Source organism: Paenibacillus sp. FSL R7-0297 (assembly GCF_038009025.1).
Taxonomy (GTDB): domain Bacteria; phylum Bacillota; class Bacilli; order Paenibacillales; family Paenibacillaceae; genus Paenibacillus_AQ.
The window spans coordinates 1,633,460-1,647,437 of record NZ_JBBPAQ010000001.1 but is presented as its reverse complement, the minus strand read 5'-3'; the positions used below and the strand labels follow the sequence as shown (position 1 = coordinate 1,647,437).

General features: G+C 50.0%; 12 protein-coding genes. All 12 read right to left on the bottom strand.

Annotation, left to right across the window (positions count from 1 at the left end):
- Positions 1–58: 58 nt before the first annotated feature.
- The 12 genes from MKZ24_RS07170 to MKZ24_RS07115 all read right to left on the bottom strand — a co-directional run bounded on the left by MKZ24_RS07170 (position 59) and on the right by MKZ24_RS07115 (position 13,797).
- Positions 59–622, bottom strand: coding sequence for a DUF6470 family protein (locus MKZ24_RS07170; protein ID WP_340781842.1), 564 nt, complete (start codon positions 620–622; stop codon positions 59–61).
- A gap of 18 nt (positions 623–640) precedes the next feature.
- Complete coding sequence (gene flgL, locus MKZ24_RS07165) at positions 641–1,558, bottom strand: flagellar hook-associated protein FlgL (protein WP_340781841.1); 918 nt, start codon at positions 1,556–1,558, stop codon at positions 641–643.
- 14 nt (positions 1,559–1,572) lie between these two features.
- A complete protein-coding gene (gene flgK / locus MKZ24_RS07160; protein WP_340781840.1) occupies positions 1,573–3,168 on the bottom strand; it encodes a flagellar hook-associated protein FlgK in 1,596 nt (531 codons plus the stop codon).
- Positions 3,169–3,225: 57 nt separating this feature from the next.
- On the bottom strand, positions 3,226–3,726 hold the full coding sequence (locus tag MKZ24_RS07155; RefSeq protein ID WP_042240241.1) for a flagellar protein FlgN: 501 nt from the start codon (positions 3,724–3,726) through the stop codon (positions 3,226–3,228).
- Positions 3,727–3,738: 12 nt separating this feature from the next.
- Positions 3,739–4,026: a flagellar biosynthesis anti-sigma factor FlgM gene (gene flgM / locus MKZ24_RS07150; protein WP_039302663.1), complete on the bottom strand. Its 288-nt coding sequence runs from the start codon at positions 4,024–4,026 to the stop codon at positions 3,739–3,741.
- Positions 4,027–4,132: 106 nt separating this feature from the next.
- Positions 4,133–4,540 carry a TIGR03826 family flagellar region protein gene (locus tag MKZ24_RS07145; RefSeq protein WP_042218081.1) on the bottom strand — a complete coding sequence of 136 codons (408 nt, stop codon included), beginning with the start codon at positions 4,538–4,540 and terminating at the stop codon, positions 4,133–4,135.
- Positions 4,541–4,682: 142 nt separating this feature from the next.
- Positions 4,683–5,561, bottom strand: coding sequence for a ComF family protein (locus MKZ24_RS07140; RefSeq protein WP_340781838.1), 879 nt, complete (start codon positions 5,559–5,561; stop codon positions 4,683–4,685).
- A 62-nt stretch (positions 5,562–5,623) separates the two neighbouring features.
- Positions 5,624–7,864 carry a helicase-related protein gene (locus MKZ24_RS07135; protein ID WP_340781836.1) on the bottom strand — a complete coding sequence of 747 codons (2,241 nt, stop codon included), beginning with the start codon at positions 7,862–7,864 and terminating at the stop codon, positions 5,624–5,626.
- Positions 7,865–8,365: 501 nt separating this feature from the next.
- Positions 8,366–8,809 (bottom strand): hypothetical protein, encoded by a 444-nt coding sequence (locus tag MKZ24_RS07130; protein WP_052416769.1) that lies wholly within the window; start codon positions 8,807–8,809, stop codon positions 8,366–8,368.
- 313 nt (positions 8,810–9,122) lie between these two features.
- Positions 9,123–9,845 (bottom strand): response regulator, encoded by a 723-nt coding sequence (locus MKZ24_RS07125; RefSeq protein ID WP_039303779.1) that lies wholly within the window; start codon positions 9,843–9,845, stop codon positions 9,123–9,125.
- A 4-nt stretch (positions 9,846–9,849) separates the two neighbouring features.
- Positions 9,850–11,007: a sensor histidine kinase gene (locus MKZ24_RS07120; protein ID WP_042141753.1), complete on the bottom strand. Its 1,158-nt coding sequence runs from the start codon at positions 11,005–11,007 to the stop codon at positions 9,850–9,852.
- A 57-nt stretch (positions 11,008–11,064) separates the two neighbouring features.
- Positions 11,065–13,797, bottom strand: coding sequence for a stalk domain-containing protein (locus MKZ24_RS07115; RefSeq protein ID WP_340781834.1), 2,733 nt, complete (start codon positions 13,795–13,797; stop codon positions 11,065–11,067).
- Positions 13,798–13,978: the final 181 nt, after the last annotated feature.

Here is a 13,978-nt window from a genome sequence, read left to right as displayed (position 1 = left end):
CTGAATAGATAACAGAAAAGCTATAGAAGTGCCCAGAGCACATCCATAGCTTATTACATTACATTTGTACATTCAATTCCGGTGGGATAAATTGAACTGAAGCATATTGCTGCATATAAATATTAAGTTTACCACGTGTATATTCCGTCTCCGGACGATGCCTTTCTACCTGAATATCAACCGTGGCTGCTCTGAAATTAATCTCCGGCGCTCGTGCTTCATAATGTAAGTCGACATTATCATAAGAAGCAGGTCCACAGGGCTCGGGAAATGAATTAGGTTCTGTGTCCATTCCATAAACTTCAGCAATGGTATTCCCAGGCTTGAAGAATTCAGCCATTCTTGTCCCTTGCTCCATCCGGCGCGCAATTGCTTGAAGATATAACTGTTGAATCCCTGAGTATATTCTCCGGTTCATATCTAATACGCTGCCACCATTATAAGCAGCACGTGCTCTTGTCTGGTCTATGGTAAGTTCCGGACGCGAGGATTGTACAGTCATCTCACCGGGTGTCGTCGTAATGTTAACTTCGGCCTTCGGTTGAGTAATAGAGAAAGCACCAGGATCTGCATCAATACCAATCCGTGCAGGTGTCTGTCGAATTTGCAAAATTGGCTGCATCAACAAGAACCACCTCCATTATCTGATAAAGTCTACAAGGGAAGTAGAAATTATCTTTGCACCTACCGACAGTGAAGCATTATAGATATTCTCTTGAATCTTAGACTGCATGATCAGCCCTTCGTAATCCGCGTCCTCTGTCTTAGCCTGCAGATCTGTAAGGTTAATATTTAGATCGCTTAACCGATCCTGCATTAATTCTACGCGGTTAGTCTTAGCACCAATTTCCGAGCGTGCAGACAAAATCGTTTCTGTACGTGTATCAATTTTTTCTAATTGGTTAGATATTTCAGTAGTATTCCCCGACTTTAGAGCAGCAGAAAGACTATTAATAATAGAGAACAGATTATCTGACTCTTCAGTATGACCGAACACATCGTTTCCAGTCATATTAATCGGCATCTGAACACCTTCACCAACAATATACTGAATTTGGCCGGAATCTGTAGTGACGGCTTGAGAGACATCATAAGTACCATCTGCCCCTTTGGCAAAATCATATGGTTTCACATTGTATTGCTCACCGTTAAAGATATATTTACCATTAAGTTTACTGTTAGCAATATCAACCAACTGTTCTTTAAGTTGTGCTACTTCTTCATTAATACTGTCTAATGCTGACTGTGGATTACTGCCTGTCGATGCCTTAACAGTGAGCTCACGCAGACGCTGAACAACATCCCCCGCCTGTCCCAATACCGTATCGTTATAATCCAACCATGAAAGAGCACTGTCCACGTTCTTCGTATACTGTTCATTCGAAGACAGCTCCGCACGGTAACGTAAGGAATACGTGATACCTACCGGATCATCGGAGGGCTTGTTGATTTTGCGGCCGCTTGCCAGTTGCAGCTGCGTATCATTCATAGTACGCGCATTACGGTTCAGGTTAAGCAGCAGCTGTGAGCTCATCATATTGGAGGTGACTCTAAGCATTGTATGTTCCTCCTTTATCTGCCGACTGTGCCGGTAGAATTAATCAATTTGTCTAGCAACTCATCATAGGTTGTCATGAAACGTGCAGCAGCGCTATAGGCATGCTGGAATACCAGCATGTTGGACATTTCCTCATCCAAAGAAACTCCGCTTACTGACTGCCGTCGGGAATTCACTTGGTCCACCAGATAATCGGCGTTGCTTGTCTGGCGTGTGGCTTCTTGGGATTGAATTCCTAATTGCCCGACCATTGAGCTAAGGTATGATCCTACAGTACCCGATTTGAGGCCATCTGCTGTAGTGAATGTACTGTTATCCTTCATATTGCTGAACAAAAGCGCCAATGTGTTATTCCCTTTAACGACGGATACATTCCCGGCACTGTCTGTAGTGGTGCGAAGAGAAGTCGCAAACAGTGTAGGATCAGCAGCGATTTCGGGATTAAGTTTGAGATTGGCTGCCGTGATGGCCTCTCCAGCGACAGAAGATGTAAAGAATGGCCGGCCTGAGCTTCCATTCATCGCATACCCCAGCTGATGCAGTCCATTCAGACCTTTGACTGTAGTTTTCAAATCACCCGTCAATGGGATAGGCACTGCGCTCCCTGCTGGAAGAGAGGTTTTGGTTCCGTCGGCATTAATGATTTCTGAATCTTTAAGTACGGTGGTTCCTGCAGGTAAAGTTGAGCCTGTTGGAATGGTTACCTGTACTTCGCCGTTTGCGATCGTGTTGGCCATAGCATCGAGTTGCTTTCTATAATCTCCCACATAAGTTCTACTGGAAAAGATCATTCCATAAGCTTCGCCAGCCTTCAGGTCACCAGAAGCGTAAGCAGTATTCAAAAAGGCGCTGTCTACAGCCGCAGTAACCGTTGCTCCTTGAACCAGTTGCTGTGTGCCCAGTGATATGTTATACCCGGCATCGGTCTCCAGGATTGTAATATTGGCAATCTTGGATAGCTTGTCGGTCATCAGATCACGCTGATCCCGCAGATCGTTCGCCTGATCCCCCATGCCTTCTATTTTAGAAATAGATTGGTTCAAGTCAGCGATAGAGCTGAGGTAGCTCTGTATTTCTTTCCCTTTGACATCAACGTTGGTGCTGAGATCCCGATCCAGATTACTTAACTGTGTACTCATATAGTTCATCGCATCAGTGAGTGACTGTGCAGTCTGTACTACAATTTTGCGGGCTGTTGGATCTTCCGGGTTCTTGCTGAGATCTGACCAGGATTTCCAGAAATTATCAAGAACGGTACGAATACCGGTATCCGAAGGCTCATTAACGATGGCTTCCAGCTTATCTAGCGTATCCGATTGGATGCTCCAGTTGCCGCTGGCGGAATTCTCTCCACGGTACTGATCGTCCAGAAACATCTCACGGATCCGCTCGATGGAAGTGAACTCCACACCAGTCCCCATCTGTCCCGGCAGTGTTGAGTTATTGAGACCATAGGCCTCGATAGGTATAGCCGCCTTCATATTCACACGCTGGCGTGTGTAGCCTTCCGTATTGGCGTTGGCTATGTTGTGGCCGGTTGTATTGAGCGCAGCAGTCTGGGTAAACAGGCTTCGTCTTGCAGTTTCTATCGAGTGAAATGTGGATGTCATGCTACTTGTTCCTCCCTTGTGATTGCTGCGGTGAAAGAGGCCATGAGGATAAACGGGTTATCCGCGGGCATCAAAAAGGCCCGGCCGAGTCACACTGCTGCCCTTGTCGGACGGATGATGGTATGTCATTTCCTGATTTGGTCTTCCGACAAGCAAATCCAGGGAATAATCTATAAAGGTAAGCGACTGCTCAATCAGCTTCTGATTCAGCTCATTGGCAAGTTTCAATTGCTGCAATGTGCCGGAAAGCTTCTGCTGAATATGCAGCAGGCGCGATTTGTCCTCAGGATCAAATACAAGGCGGGACAGCTCGGTAAGATTCAGATTCAGATTGGAACGGATTCCAACCCCCTGCAGAAAAGTAAATGCCGCTTCCGCGCGCTTTTCTTCCAGCTGTCCGATCACCTTCATAAGCTTGGACTCACGGTTCAGGATGTCGATGAGACCCTCCACCTTGTTGTCCATGATGGTCTGTTTCTTGACAGCGGCCAAATCCAGCATTTGCACATGCGCTTCGTCCAGCCGCTCTAGCAATTCTAATAATGTCGTAAGTGCCATGGGTGTGTTCACCTAATTCTCGGAGGATTGCTTAAAGTAGGGGGCGAGTGTCTCTGCGAGCTTAGCTGCGTCAACCTGGTAGGTACCTGCGGATACTTGCTGTTTCAGGCTCTCGATCTTGTTCGCACGTTCAGCGTCAATCTTGCCGCTTTTCTGTGCCTGGAGCAGCTTAATGGCTTCATCCGAAATCGATACCTCGTCCTTGCGTGTGCTCTTCTTCATTTGTTCCTGCCTTTGCGATTCCGCACTCCGTTGATACGGGTTCATCGCGTTAATTCGTCCGGTCTCGTTAATTTTCATAACTTCCACCTTCCTTCTGATATAAAAAAGCCGATAATCTTTACTAAGTTTATCGGCCTCTGTTGAAACATTCTTTATAGCTGCAAACGTTTTTTTGCAGATTTTATTAGTTCCGGAACTTGTCCACGGCGCGGTATGCGGCATCCGAAGTCTTTTTGGTACTGCTTTTGTCCACAGTTTCCTTGGCAGCATTTGCCAGATCCTTGGTCAAGCGGCTGCGGCAGCTGTCGCACATATGCCCGTCACGGATCAAGGTTCCGCAGACTTCGCAAGGGTACATCATGTTAGGTGCGTTCGCTATGGAAATCCGGCCCTCACGAATGAAACGGGTGATTTCCTTAATGGAGATCTCCGTGGCATCGGACAGTTCCTGAATATTAGTGCCTCTATTTTTGCGCAGGTAGTCTACACAGATTTCATATTCATGCTCTAAATCTTTGATACAAGGCTGGCACAGGTTCATTAAATTCTTAACATATAGCCGGCCGCATCTTGGACAATTATCTACATTCATTTCTACCGCGGCTCCCTTCCTTACATTCTGCACAGCTTATAAATATCTTATGCTAATAAGATTACATGATAGCTGAAGTTCCGTCTATGGTTAGTATCGGTTGTGGAGCAGGTTTAATTTAATTTGCGAACGGCCGAAACCGCTAAGAACGTGCCCATGTCAGACTGTATAACTCCACCGCATAGCCCAAATCACCAATGAGCCGGTGAAGTGCTTCAGCGCAGGCCCGTATTGTGCTTCCAGTGGTGTAGATATCATCGATAATAATGATCTGCAGGGGGCGCTGCTGAAGCGGGGGAGCCATTGAATCCATTTGTTCTTTCAAACTTTGCAGAATCTTAGGATCTGTATTCCCGGCAAAAACCTGCTTCATATCGGCCAGCCGTTCACTTCTGCTTTTGAAGCTCTGTTTGCCGGTATGCCGGGTACGAATCAGCAGCGGAAGCTGCGGAATCCCCCTCCGTAGAGATAATACATCTGCCAGTTGCTCCGCCTGATTAAACCCTCTTTCAGCCAGGCGGGCTGAGCTTACAGGCACAGGGACCAGCAAATCGGCTTGCCATAGGGCCGGGTGAATAAGAAGATAGTTTGACTTTGCTGAAAAAGGTTTACCCGGAGATATATCCAGTAGCGGAGCATTTCGCCCTACCTCACTCTGCTCTTGTTGAAGTATAGCATATGCTTTGTCCAGCATCAGGCCCAGTGTAGGGGCCAAGCGTTCATTCCCTCTGTATTTGTACTGACCCAGCAGCTCGCGCATCTCATTTGTATAGGCCACCGCGCTGCGGTTGCAGCGGATCGGTACAGGCTCGCGGCTGCGGCTGCAATCCGGACAGCCGACATGGCGACCGCAGGTCTGGCACCGGGGACAGCGGATCCATGGGATCCCTGTATGGCAGCTTACGCAAATTCCCGGCAGCCCGGATGAAGGACGGCCTCTTTTACCACAGAACAGACATTGAGGCAGGGTAGGAGCAATTAACAATTGGGCATTTTTAATCCATGACATTATGGAATTCATCTATAACCTCCTTCAGGTGATGTGCACATTATTATGACTAAAAGAGTAGGAAGCTTCTTATCTCACAGGTATCCCTGTCTATGGGCAATGGCGTTCATGCTGCGAATCTGTGAAATGGCTCTGCGCTGTGACTTGCTCCACTCAGCTGAAGCGAATACGACGTGGCCGTCCGGATCATCTTTAGAGCGTCCTGCCCGGCCCGCCATCTGCACCAGAGCTGCTTCGTCAAACAGGCTGCTGTCCGCATCCAGAATAAATACATCACTGCGCGGAATCGTAACTCCCCTCTCCAGAATTGTCGTCGTTACCAGGAGTGAAATCGTACAATTGCGGAACTCCCGAACCTTCTCTGCTCTATCCGGATCTTTGGAGGAGGTTCCTTCCATAGGAACGCCAGGGAAAATACGCCTTAAAAGCTGCAGCAGTCCAGCAATGTGGGCAATCCGCGAGACAAAGAGAAAAGTCTGTGCTTTGCGGTTAAGAGATCTTTGCAAGGCGCGGATCAAACTTCCAGGGAGTCTCCCCTGCTTCAAACAACGGTGCAGCGGCGGCATATGTAAATGCACTGGGACCGGCAAGGGATGACCGTGAAAGCGGACGGGTACTCTCGCATGAGGTAGTCTTCCTGAACGGGCGAGGCGCTGTAATTCGGCCGGTGGTGTGGCTGAGAGAAAAATGAAGGATCCAGAGGACTTACAAACCTGCCCGGCAGCGTAGGCCAGCATTGGATCATTGTGATAGGGAAAAGCATCGAGTTCATCGATGATGACCAGGTCAAAAGCTTGATTGAACCGCAGCAGCTGATGGGTTGTAGCCAGCGTTATGTTGCTCGCGCTCCAGCGGTCGTCGCTGCCCCCATACAGCACGGCGGGGATGTCCGCCGGGAAGGCCTTGGCCAGACGCGGCGCCAGCTCCAGCACGACGTCGCGCCGCGGCGTTGCAATCAGCGCCCGGCCTCCGGCTGCGAGCGCCGCCTCCAGGAGCGGGAACGTAATCTCCGTCTTTCCCGCTCCCGTCACTGCCCAGAGCAGAAACCGCTCTGGGCCGCTTACGGCGGAGCGCTCCCGCGGCTCCGCCAGGAACCCCAGCGCAGCGGCGGCCGCAGCCGCCTGCGCTGCGCTAAGCCCCCACCGGCGTGCCGCTACGGTGGGGGAGACGCCTGCCGTGCAGCGCACGGCAGGCAACGGCGCGCTGCGCAGCAGCAGCGCGCAAGCCCGGCTGCGCCCGAGTGCGAGGCAGGCCTCGCAATAGGCGCAGCCGGCAAGGCCGCACGCGGCGCAGGCCGTGCGGCCCGTGGGTACGCTGCCGCAGCGCAGGCAGCGTGGTGCCCCGCGGCGGGCGGCAGCGCCGCGCCGAGGCAGGCGAAGCAGCGGCAGCAGGCGAAGCGCTGCACCGCGCAAGAGGCGGCCGGTGACCAGTGGGAACCGGCCAACAGTCAGGAGCGGTCGGGAACCGCGCCCGGCAACTGTCTCGCTCATTCGCTCCATCACTCCCCCGCCTTGCTCCCGGTTGCTTATCCGCTCCGTCTCTTTCCCGTTCTGCTTCATCATCCTCCTCCACCCCAGCACTCCCCCGCCTTGCTCCCGGTTCTCTGTCCGCTCCGTCTCTTTCACGCTCTGCTTCACCTTGCTCCTCTGTCCCATCACTCCCCCGCCTCGCTTCGGGTCATTATAAGCAACTGCCGCCTCAATCCTTATCCGTCCCTGAAGATGCGACAGCTGTACGGCTGCGGGCCAATTCTCTGCCAACTCAGGCAGCCGTTCTGCCACCAGCGCATCCACTTCGCCCTGCAGCAGGGAACGGCCGGCAAGCACTGCTGCCAATTGATTAGCCGCCACTGCCAATGCAGCGGGCCCGCCCCATCCCAATAAGCTTTCCTTAGGAAATACCTGCTCACCACCGTAGTTCCCGGAAATTGCAGCCTCCTTCACATCTCCTCCCGCCCGGTCCAGCATAGATTCTCCACTGATATTTCCCTCAGTCAGCCACTCCGCCTCCCGGAAGCCACCCGCCGCCTGCTCTTGTCTAATTTCAGCCTTCAAACAGTTAGCAATGTAGCTTTTCCAATCCTCCTTCTTCCATAGACGCATGGCAGGGGAAGCTTTGAAGCCCTCGCGCAGCTGTACTCCCCAGCCTAACGGGAGCGATGGTGATAACAGCACAAGCCTGTCCGCTTGCCCGCCCCCCCAGCCTTCAACTCCATTTCCCTCAGCATTCCACCACAACCTGTCCACAGCCATGTTTAGCGATATCCTGATCTCCCAAGCGGCATTGCACTCTACCGCATATACTGCTACTCTCATCAAATCCCTCCCTCTCTCCATCAAAGTGGCTCATCACCGAGACCATAGATTGCGATTTCTCCCGAATCCACACTAAATTAATTGAACTTTTTATTTTTCTATTCCGCGATAGCCGTGACTACAGCAAACGTTTGGACTCCGGACACTATCAGGTTTGCATTTAGCTGTACTTGAACAGCAGGCAGCCTAACTGCATTTACTGCAACTATTTATTGCTGTAACGGCCTATCTATCCACTGAAGTGTATTTCGTACAACTAAAATCCGGGAAAACAGCAGTTTGGCCTCATGTCTGCAATAATAAGTGTACGAAGTGCAGCTATCTCCAGATATCCTGTCTAAATCTGAATAATAGCTGCACGAAATACAACTAAAGCAGCTGACCTTAAGTTTGGTGTCCGGCTGAATCACTAGGCAATCCGTGTTTGCTCATCAAACACCAAAAAGCACACTCCCCCATCACTGGAGAGTGTGCTTCACCCGTTGCCGACATATTTAATTATCATTCGCCATGCTTCGATCCGTATCCCCTGCTTCCCGGCAGCCGCATCATCTTCAGCGGAAAAGGCTGCTCCTGTATCCGCAGATCCAGTACGTTTTCCTTCCGGTGCTCCGCTTCGCTAAGAGTGTCGTAGTGCGGCATTACCGGAGCGAACCTGATAGACGAGCCGCTGCAGTCTAACCGTGAGGCAACCGCCAGCGTTCCATCCAAGGAACCATCATCCATCAAAGTGACATACAGCGGTCTCCCCATCCAAAAAGCATAAACTGCGAGCATTCGGATATACCATTCCACGACAGCTTCATGATTGCGGGTGATCAGAATATAATGAAGCCGCTTTCCAGGCCTCATTGCCCCCCGGCTCTCTTCCCTGCGATGCAGAATATGAACAAGGGCTGCTGCGGATGCATAGATAGACATAATCCAGATTAACTGGGCGATCATGGAGATGCACCTCCCTCTTATACCGACACTATATGCCGGTGATAAACGGACGGTGACAGCCCAGCCTGCCGGGACAGCTGACCCGGTTAGTCTCTATGTATCACAAAGCACAGAATTTCCGCTTTCCTGCAGTAAGACTGATTAAAGCTTCGTTTTCGGGTACATATTTAATTCAGCATTTTGCAAAATTCGAATATCATGCGGACTGAAACAATACTTTAATTGCAGCTAAACCGCTGCAATCAAGTTATGTACCGTTTTATAAGGATCATTAGGATTCTCCAAAACGCTCAGTTAAAAGTTTACGTGTGAATTATAATGTTACCCAGCCATATTTGATCGAATTGATGACAGCCTGCGTGCGGTCGTCGACTTCCATCTTTTGCAGAATGCTGCTGACATGGTTTTTGACGGTTTTTTCGCTGATAAAAAGGTATTCCCCAATCATCTTGTTGCTCTTGCCTTCAGCCATAAGGCGCAGCACTTCTGCTTCGCGGCGGGTCAGCGGATTATTGTCGCCTGCAACAAATTTCACGCCTGCTTCCTTAACCGGAGTCTCGGCCATGGCACCTGTCTCGTTAAGATACGTCATGCGGCGCAGCTGATTGATCAGCTTGCCGGTTACCTTGGGATGAATGAAGGCATGGCCTTCACATACAGAGCGGATCGCATTAATAAGCGACTCTGCCTCCATATCCTTCAGCAAATATCCATTCGCACCCTTGCGCAGGGTTTCGAATACGTAACTCTCGTCATCATGGATCGAGAGGATGATCACTTTAACATCCGGGAACATTTCCCGCAGCTTCTGTGTAGCCTCCACACCGTTCTCAATAGGCATATTAATATCCATCAGCACGATATCCGGCTTGTTGATATTGCAGAATTCAAGCACCTGGATGCCGTCACCGCACTCACCTATGACTTCAATATCGTCCTCCATATTCAAAATACGTTTAAGCCCTTCACGAAACAACTGATGATCATCCGCCAAAAGAACCTTTATGGGCGATTTTCCAGAATTCTGGTTTTCCATCACATTACTCCTTTCCTTTGTCCACATTCGTCGGAATGTGAATTATGATTGTTGTGCCCTGGTTCTCTGCTGACTGTATTTCCACTCTACCTTCCAGCAATTCCACACGTTCACGCATTCCCACCAGCCCAAAGCTTTCACGGTTGGCTTGCTCACTGATCTTTTTCACATTGAAGCCTAAGCCATTGTCTTTCACTACGATCTTAATTAACTGTGCCTGATACGTAATTTCCACCAGAACATAACTTGGATAGGCATGCTTCGCCGCGTTGGACAAAGCTTCCTGAACAAGACGGTAGACTGCAGCCTCCATGGCTGAGGACAGCCGGTGCTCTTTCCCCCTTGTTTCAAAAGAAGTGCGGATCTTCGTCTTCTCCTCATAATCATGCACGTATTTCCGGAGTGTCGGAATCAGTCCTAAATCATCGAGGGCCATCGGACGGAGATTAAAAATCACTTTACGCATTTCTTCCAGGCTGTACCTTACCTGCCCCTTTAAGTCTATTACTTCGGCTTGTACCAGCCCAAATTCCTGCTTTACCAGCATTCTTTCTACAATTTCCGTCCTTAGGACTAGATTTGCCAGCATTTGAGCAGGACCATCATGAATTTCCCGGGCAATTCTCTTCCGTTCTTCTTCCTGGGCCTGGATTATCTTGAGTCCAACCATTTGCGTGTTTTTCGCAGATTCGACAATTCTCGTCACTTGGCCTAGTTCTCCAGACAGATATTCCAGGACAACGCTCATTTGCGAACCAATCGATTCGGCCCGCTCCACAGAATTTTCGACACTGCGAGCCCGCATTTGCAGCTCATCCCGTCTGCTCCGCAGGTAGGCTTCCCTCTCCCTCGTCATCATCAGCTCTAACTGAAGCTCCGTCGCTTTCTCGTAAGCCACCCGGATATCCTTCTCCGTGTAGCGGACAAAGTCCCGGCTGACCTCAGTCAGCCGGATCCGGGAGCGGTGGTACTGCAGCTCCAGCTTGTCTACCTTTTGCAATGTTTCATCCGTTTCTTCCATAACCCGCTGCAGTTCTTTGGTGAGTGCAGCAAGCTCATCACGTGCAACCTGCAATATTTCAAAAATCTGATACTTGCTGCTCTCCATCACGTCGATGGTATTCTTAATGACGCGATCAATCGCATCGGCTTGAAATTCCACGGATGCTTGCCCCATTTCTATCGGATCGTATTAAAGGCTTTCCTTTATACTAACATATCACGATTCGATAGTTACGGTCTTCGTTATCTGTTCCCATTTTACAGTGAGTCCTAGCTGTTCTGTCACGAGTCTAAGCGGTACTAAAGTCCTGCCATTCAGGATTAAAGGCGCTACATCAGCACTCTGGCGTTTCCCGTTAAGCAGGAATTCCTTCTTATTTACCGTCAGATCTAGCGCTTTCGCTCCGCGAAGCACCATGATCTTCTTGGTATTCTGATCCCATATGGCATTCCCGCCAAAGGCATCAAGCACATATTTAATCGGCACATACGTGCTGCCATCCTTTACAATCGGCGCAACATCAATCGCCTGCTTTGTGCCGTTTACAAGCATCGACTTGGCTCCGATACTCATGGATGCCGTTCCCTTTGGCAATCCGGCTTCACTGGACAGCGAAGGCATAACGAAGGAAATATTATCAAAGGCTACCGTACCTGTCTTAGCCCGCTCATCCTGGCCTTCCTCTACATTTACCACGTAAATTCTCTTAAGGGAGGCTGGGAATTTAATCCCTGAACCGGAAAGATCAATATTGAGGTTCTTCCAGCCGTTCCAGTCGATCACCTTGGCCAGATCAATATACGCTGTTGCCCCGCCGGCATCCGTTACCTCTGCGCGCAGCCAGTTAAGACTCATATCACCCATCACGTCTACGGACATAGAAGTTGCCGCTGCCGGAATACTCTTGCCCGTTGTACCGTTGAACTGGGCATAAGCATACATCTTGCCGGTGCCGCCCGTCATGTCATAGCTAAGCGACAATACCTTCGAGCCAGCCCGTTCCGCACTGCCCGGGGCAACTGCTGCCGTTCCCGTTACCCCCGCCGCATTGGTTGTGAAGGCAAATGGATACGTGGCATTTTCGAAATTCTCCCAAGCCGTTGACGCCGCTGCAGAGAACACAACAGCTGTGCTGAAGCCGTCATAACGGGCAATGGCGTATCCGGTTGTTACCCCCGGATCCACGGATTCGACAGTAAGCTTACCGTCACCTACATTCCCTTTAAAGCCGATAAACTCCCATTTCAGCGATGCAGCCGGCACTGCAATCGTTGCCCCGCTCTTCGCCACCGCATGAACTGGAACAGATACGGAGGCTCCCGCTATAAGCGGCGCAGTAGTTGTGCTTGAAGTCAGACTTGTCAGGTCATCTCCGCCCAGAACGGTTACCTTGGTCTCTGCACTGGCCGAACCGCTGGTAGCCTTCAGGTTAACGCTTCCCGCCTTGACTGCGGTTGCTTCCCCTGCATTCACCGTAACACTGCCGCCGCTGGAGCTCCACGCAGGATTAGCTGCAGCTACATCAATTGGATTATAGTAAGTATCATAGCCTTTTAGAGAATACGTAGCTTTTTGTCCGATTAACAATACTGAATTGCCGCTGATCTTAATCCCTTTCACTTCACCTTGTGGAGCAGAAGTATATACACCAAGGCCGTTAACGATGCTGCGCTGCTCTGTGCCGTATTCTGTATTAAAGGTTAGAGTAGTGGAGGTTTCCGCAAGCGGACGATCTACCATGGTTGTAGAGCCCCCTCCGTCCAGGTTGATCCCTTTCCAGACACCGATATTGGTCATGAACGATTGCAGCTCCGTCATGGACAATCCTGCACTATTATTATTTTTCTCGGCTGCAATGACATATACATATCGTCCATCCTCTGAATAACCCAGAGCTGTGCGGGCACGATACCCGCCGATGCTGCTGGTGGAGCGGGAGAAGGTCGCCGCTTTCCCGTTATTTACCAGAATGGTGTGCCCCCCGATCATCATTTGCAGTGTGGAGGGGTCAAGCTCCTGCTGAGTAGTTTTGGAACGAAGCGTGTAGACACTGCTTAGCTTCTGGCCTACAACCAGATGAGCTTTTACAAATTGGGCTGCAAGCCCGTGAGTCCGCAGAATGTACGCCCCTTTAGGCACGGTTATCGGCAAGGCAGCGTCTGGGGAAATCTGGGTAACGATATCATTCTCTACCAGTACCTCTGTAGGTGTCGTAGAGCTGTTCTTAGGCCGCTCCAGTGCTGTCCAGGCATCTGTGTAGATATAGGCGGCATTGGCATGACTGTAGGTGGAACTGCCGCCCTCAGGGTTATAGGCCCCTTTATTGATGCCGGATAACGGAAACTGTGAACCATCCTCAGCAGTCAGCATACCTTCGAATGTATATTCATCAATAACCGGCTTACGGTCTTTAGTCACAGCAAAAGCATACATTCCATCAAGCTGCGAAGGTGTAGATACTACAACTCCGCCTGATACTTGACCACCGATCGGTGCACCTTCCCCGCCGGTATTGAAGTAATCCCCGTTAACTGCGGCCACTGCTCCGGTTTCTGCCGCCATACCTCCGGTACTTTGCCGCGTAGTCAGATTACCGCCTTTGCCCGTCATTACATCTACAGAGACATAGGGGTTATTCAGATCGACCCGAACCACGTCAGCCAGCCCTGTTACACTTTTGCCGGACCGCACGGTCGTAAATTTATATTTCATCATCATCGCGCCTGAAGTAATGACTTCTTCGCTCAGCTTTGTCACTGAGAAGGAAGCTGTAGCAGCTTGCGCTACTGAAGCGGAGCCTAGACTGAATAAGGAAGGCCCAGTGCTTCCAATAACCGGCATGATCCACAATACGCCTGCTAACGAGGCAGCAACCCACTTTTTAGAAGATAGACTTTTGTTTCCCCGTACCCACTCGCTATTCTTTTTCCCCATGAAAACTTCATTCATTTCAGTATAACTCTCCCATCTTATTTACTCTTAATGTATAAAAAAATATCTCTATCAATAGTTCCTGCTATTCCATTACATCTTTAATAGACTGGTTATAGCCTAAAAAGTTGCGGAAATTGGCAGATTCCAACTCTATTTGAACCGGGGAAGCACCACATTTCTATCCATAGAAAAAAGC

What these genes read in the sequence shown, in the direction of transcription:
- flgK (WP_340781840.1), bottom strand. Translation starts at nt 3,168, where the DNA reads ATGACATCCACATTTCACTCGATAGAAACTGCAAGACGAAGCCTGTTT.
- flgL (WP_340781841.1), bottom strand. Translation starts at nt 1,558, where the DNA reads ATGCTTAGAGTCACCTCCAATATGATGAGCTCACAGCTGCTGCTTAAC.
- MKZ24_RS07135 (WP_340781836.1), bottom strand. Translation starts at nt 7,864, where the DNA reads ATGAGAGTAGCAGTATATGCGGTAGAGTGCAATGCCGCTTGGGAGATC.
- MKZ24_RS07130 (WP_052416769.1), bottom strand. Translation starts at nt 8,809, where the DNA reads ATGATCGCCCAGTTAATCTGGATTATGTCTATCTATGCATCCGCAGCA.
- MKZ24_RS07145 (WP_042218081.1), bottom strand. Translation starts at nt 4,540, where the DNA reads ATGAATGTAGATAATTGTCCAAGATGCGGCCGGCTATATGTTAAGAAT.
- MKZ24_RS07140 (WP_340781838.1), bottom strand. Translation starts at nt 5,561, where the DNA reads ATGAATTCCATAATGTCATGGATTAAAAATGCCCAATTGTTAATTGCT.
- MKZ24_RS07115 (WP_340781834.1), bottom strand. Translation starts at nt 13,797, where the DNA reads ATGAATGAAGTTTTCATGGGGAAAAAGAATAGCGAGTGGGTACGGGGA.
- MKZ24_RS07170 (WP_340781842.1), bottom strand. Translation starts at nt 622, where the DNA reads ATGCAGCCAATTTTGCAAATTCGACAGACACCTGCACGGATTGGTATT.
- MKZ24_RS07155 (WP_042240241.1), bottom strand. Translation starts at nt 3,726, where the DNA reads ATGGCACTTACGACATTATTAGAATTGCTAGAGCGGCTGGACGAAGCG.
- flgM (WP_039302663.1), bottom strand. Translation starts at nt 4,026, where the DNA reads ATGAAAATTAACGAGACCGGACGAATTAACGCGATGAACCCGTATCAA.
- MKZ24_RS07125 (WP_039303779.1), bottom strand. Translation starts at nt 9,845, where the DNA reads ATGGAAAACCAGAATTCTGGAAAATCGCCCATAAAGGTTCTTTTGGCG.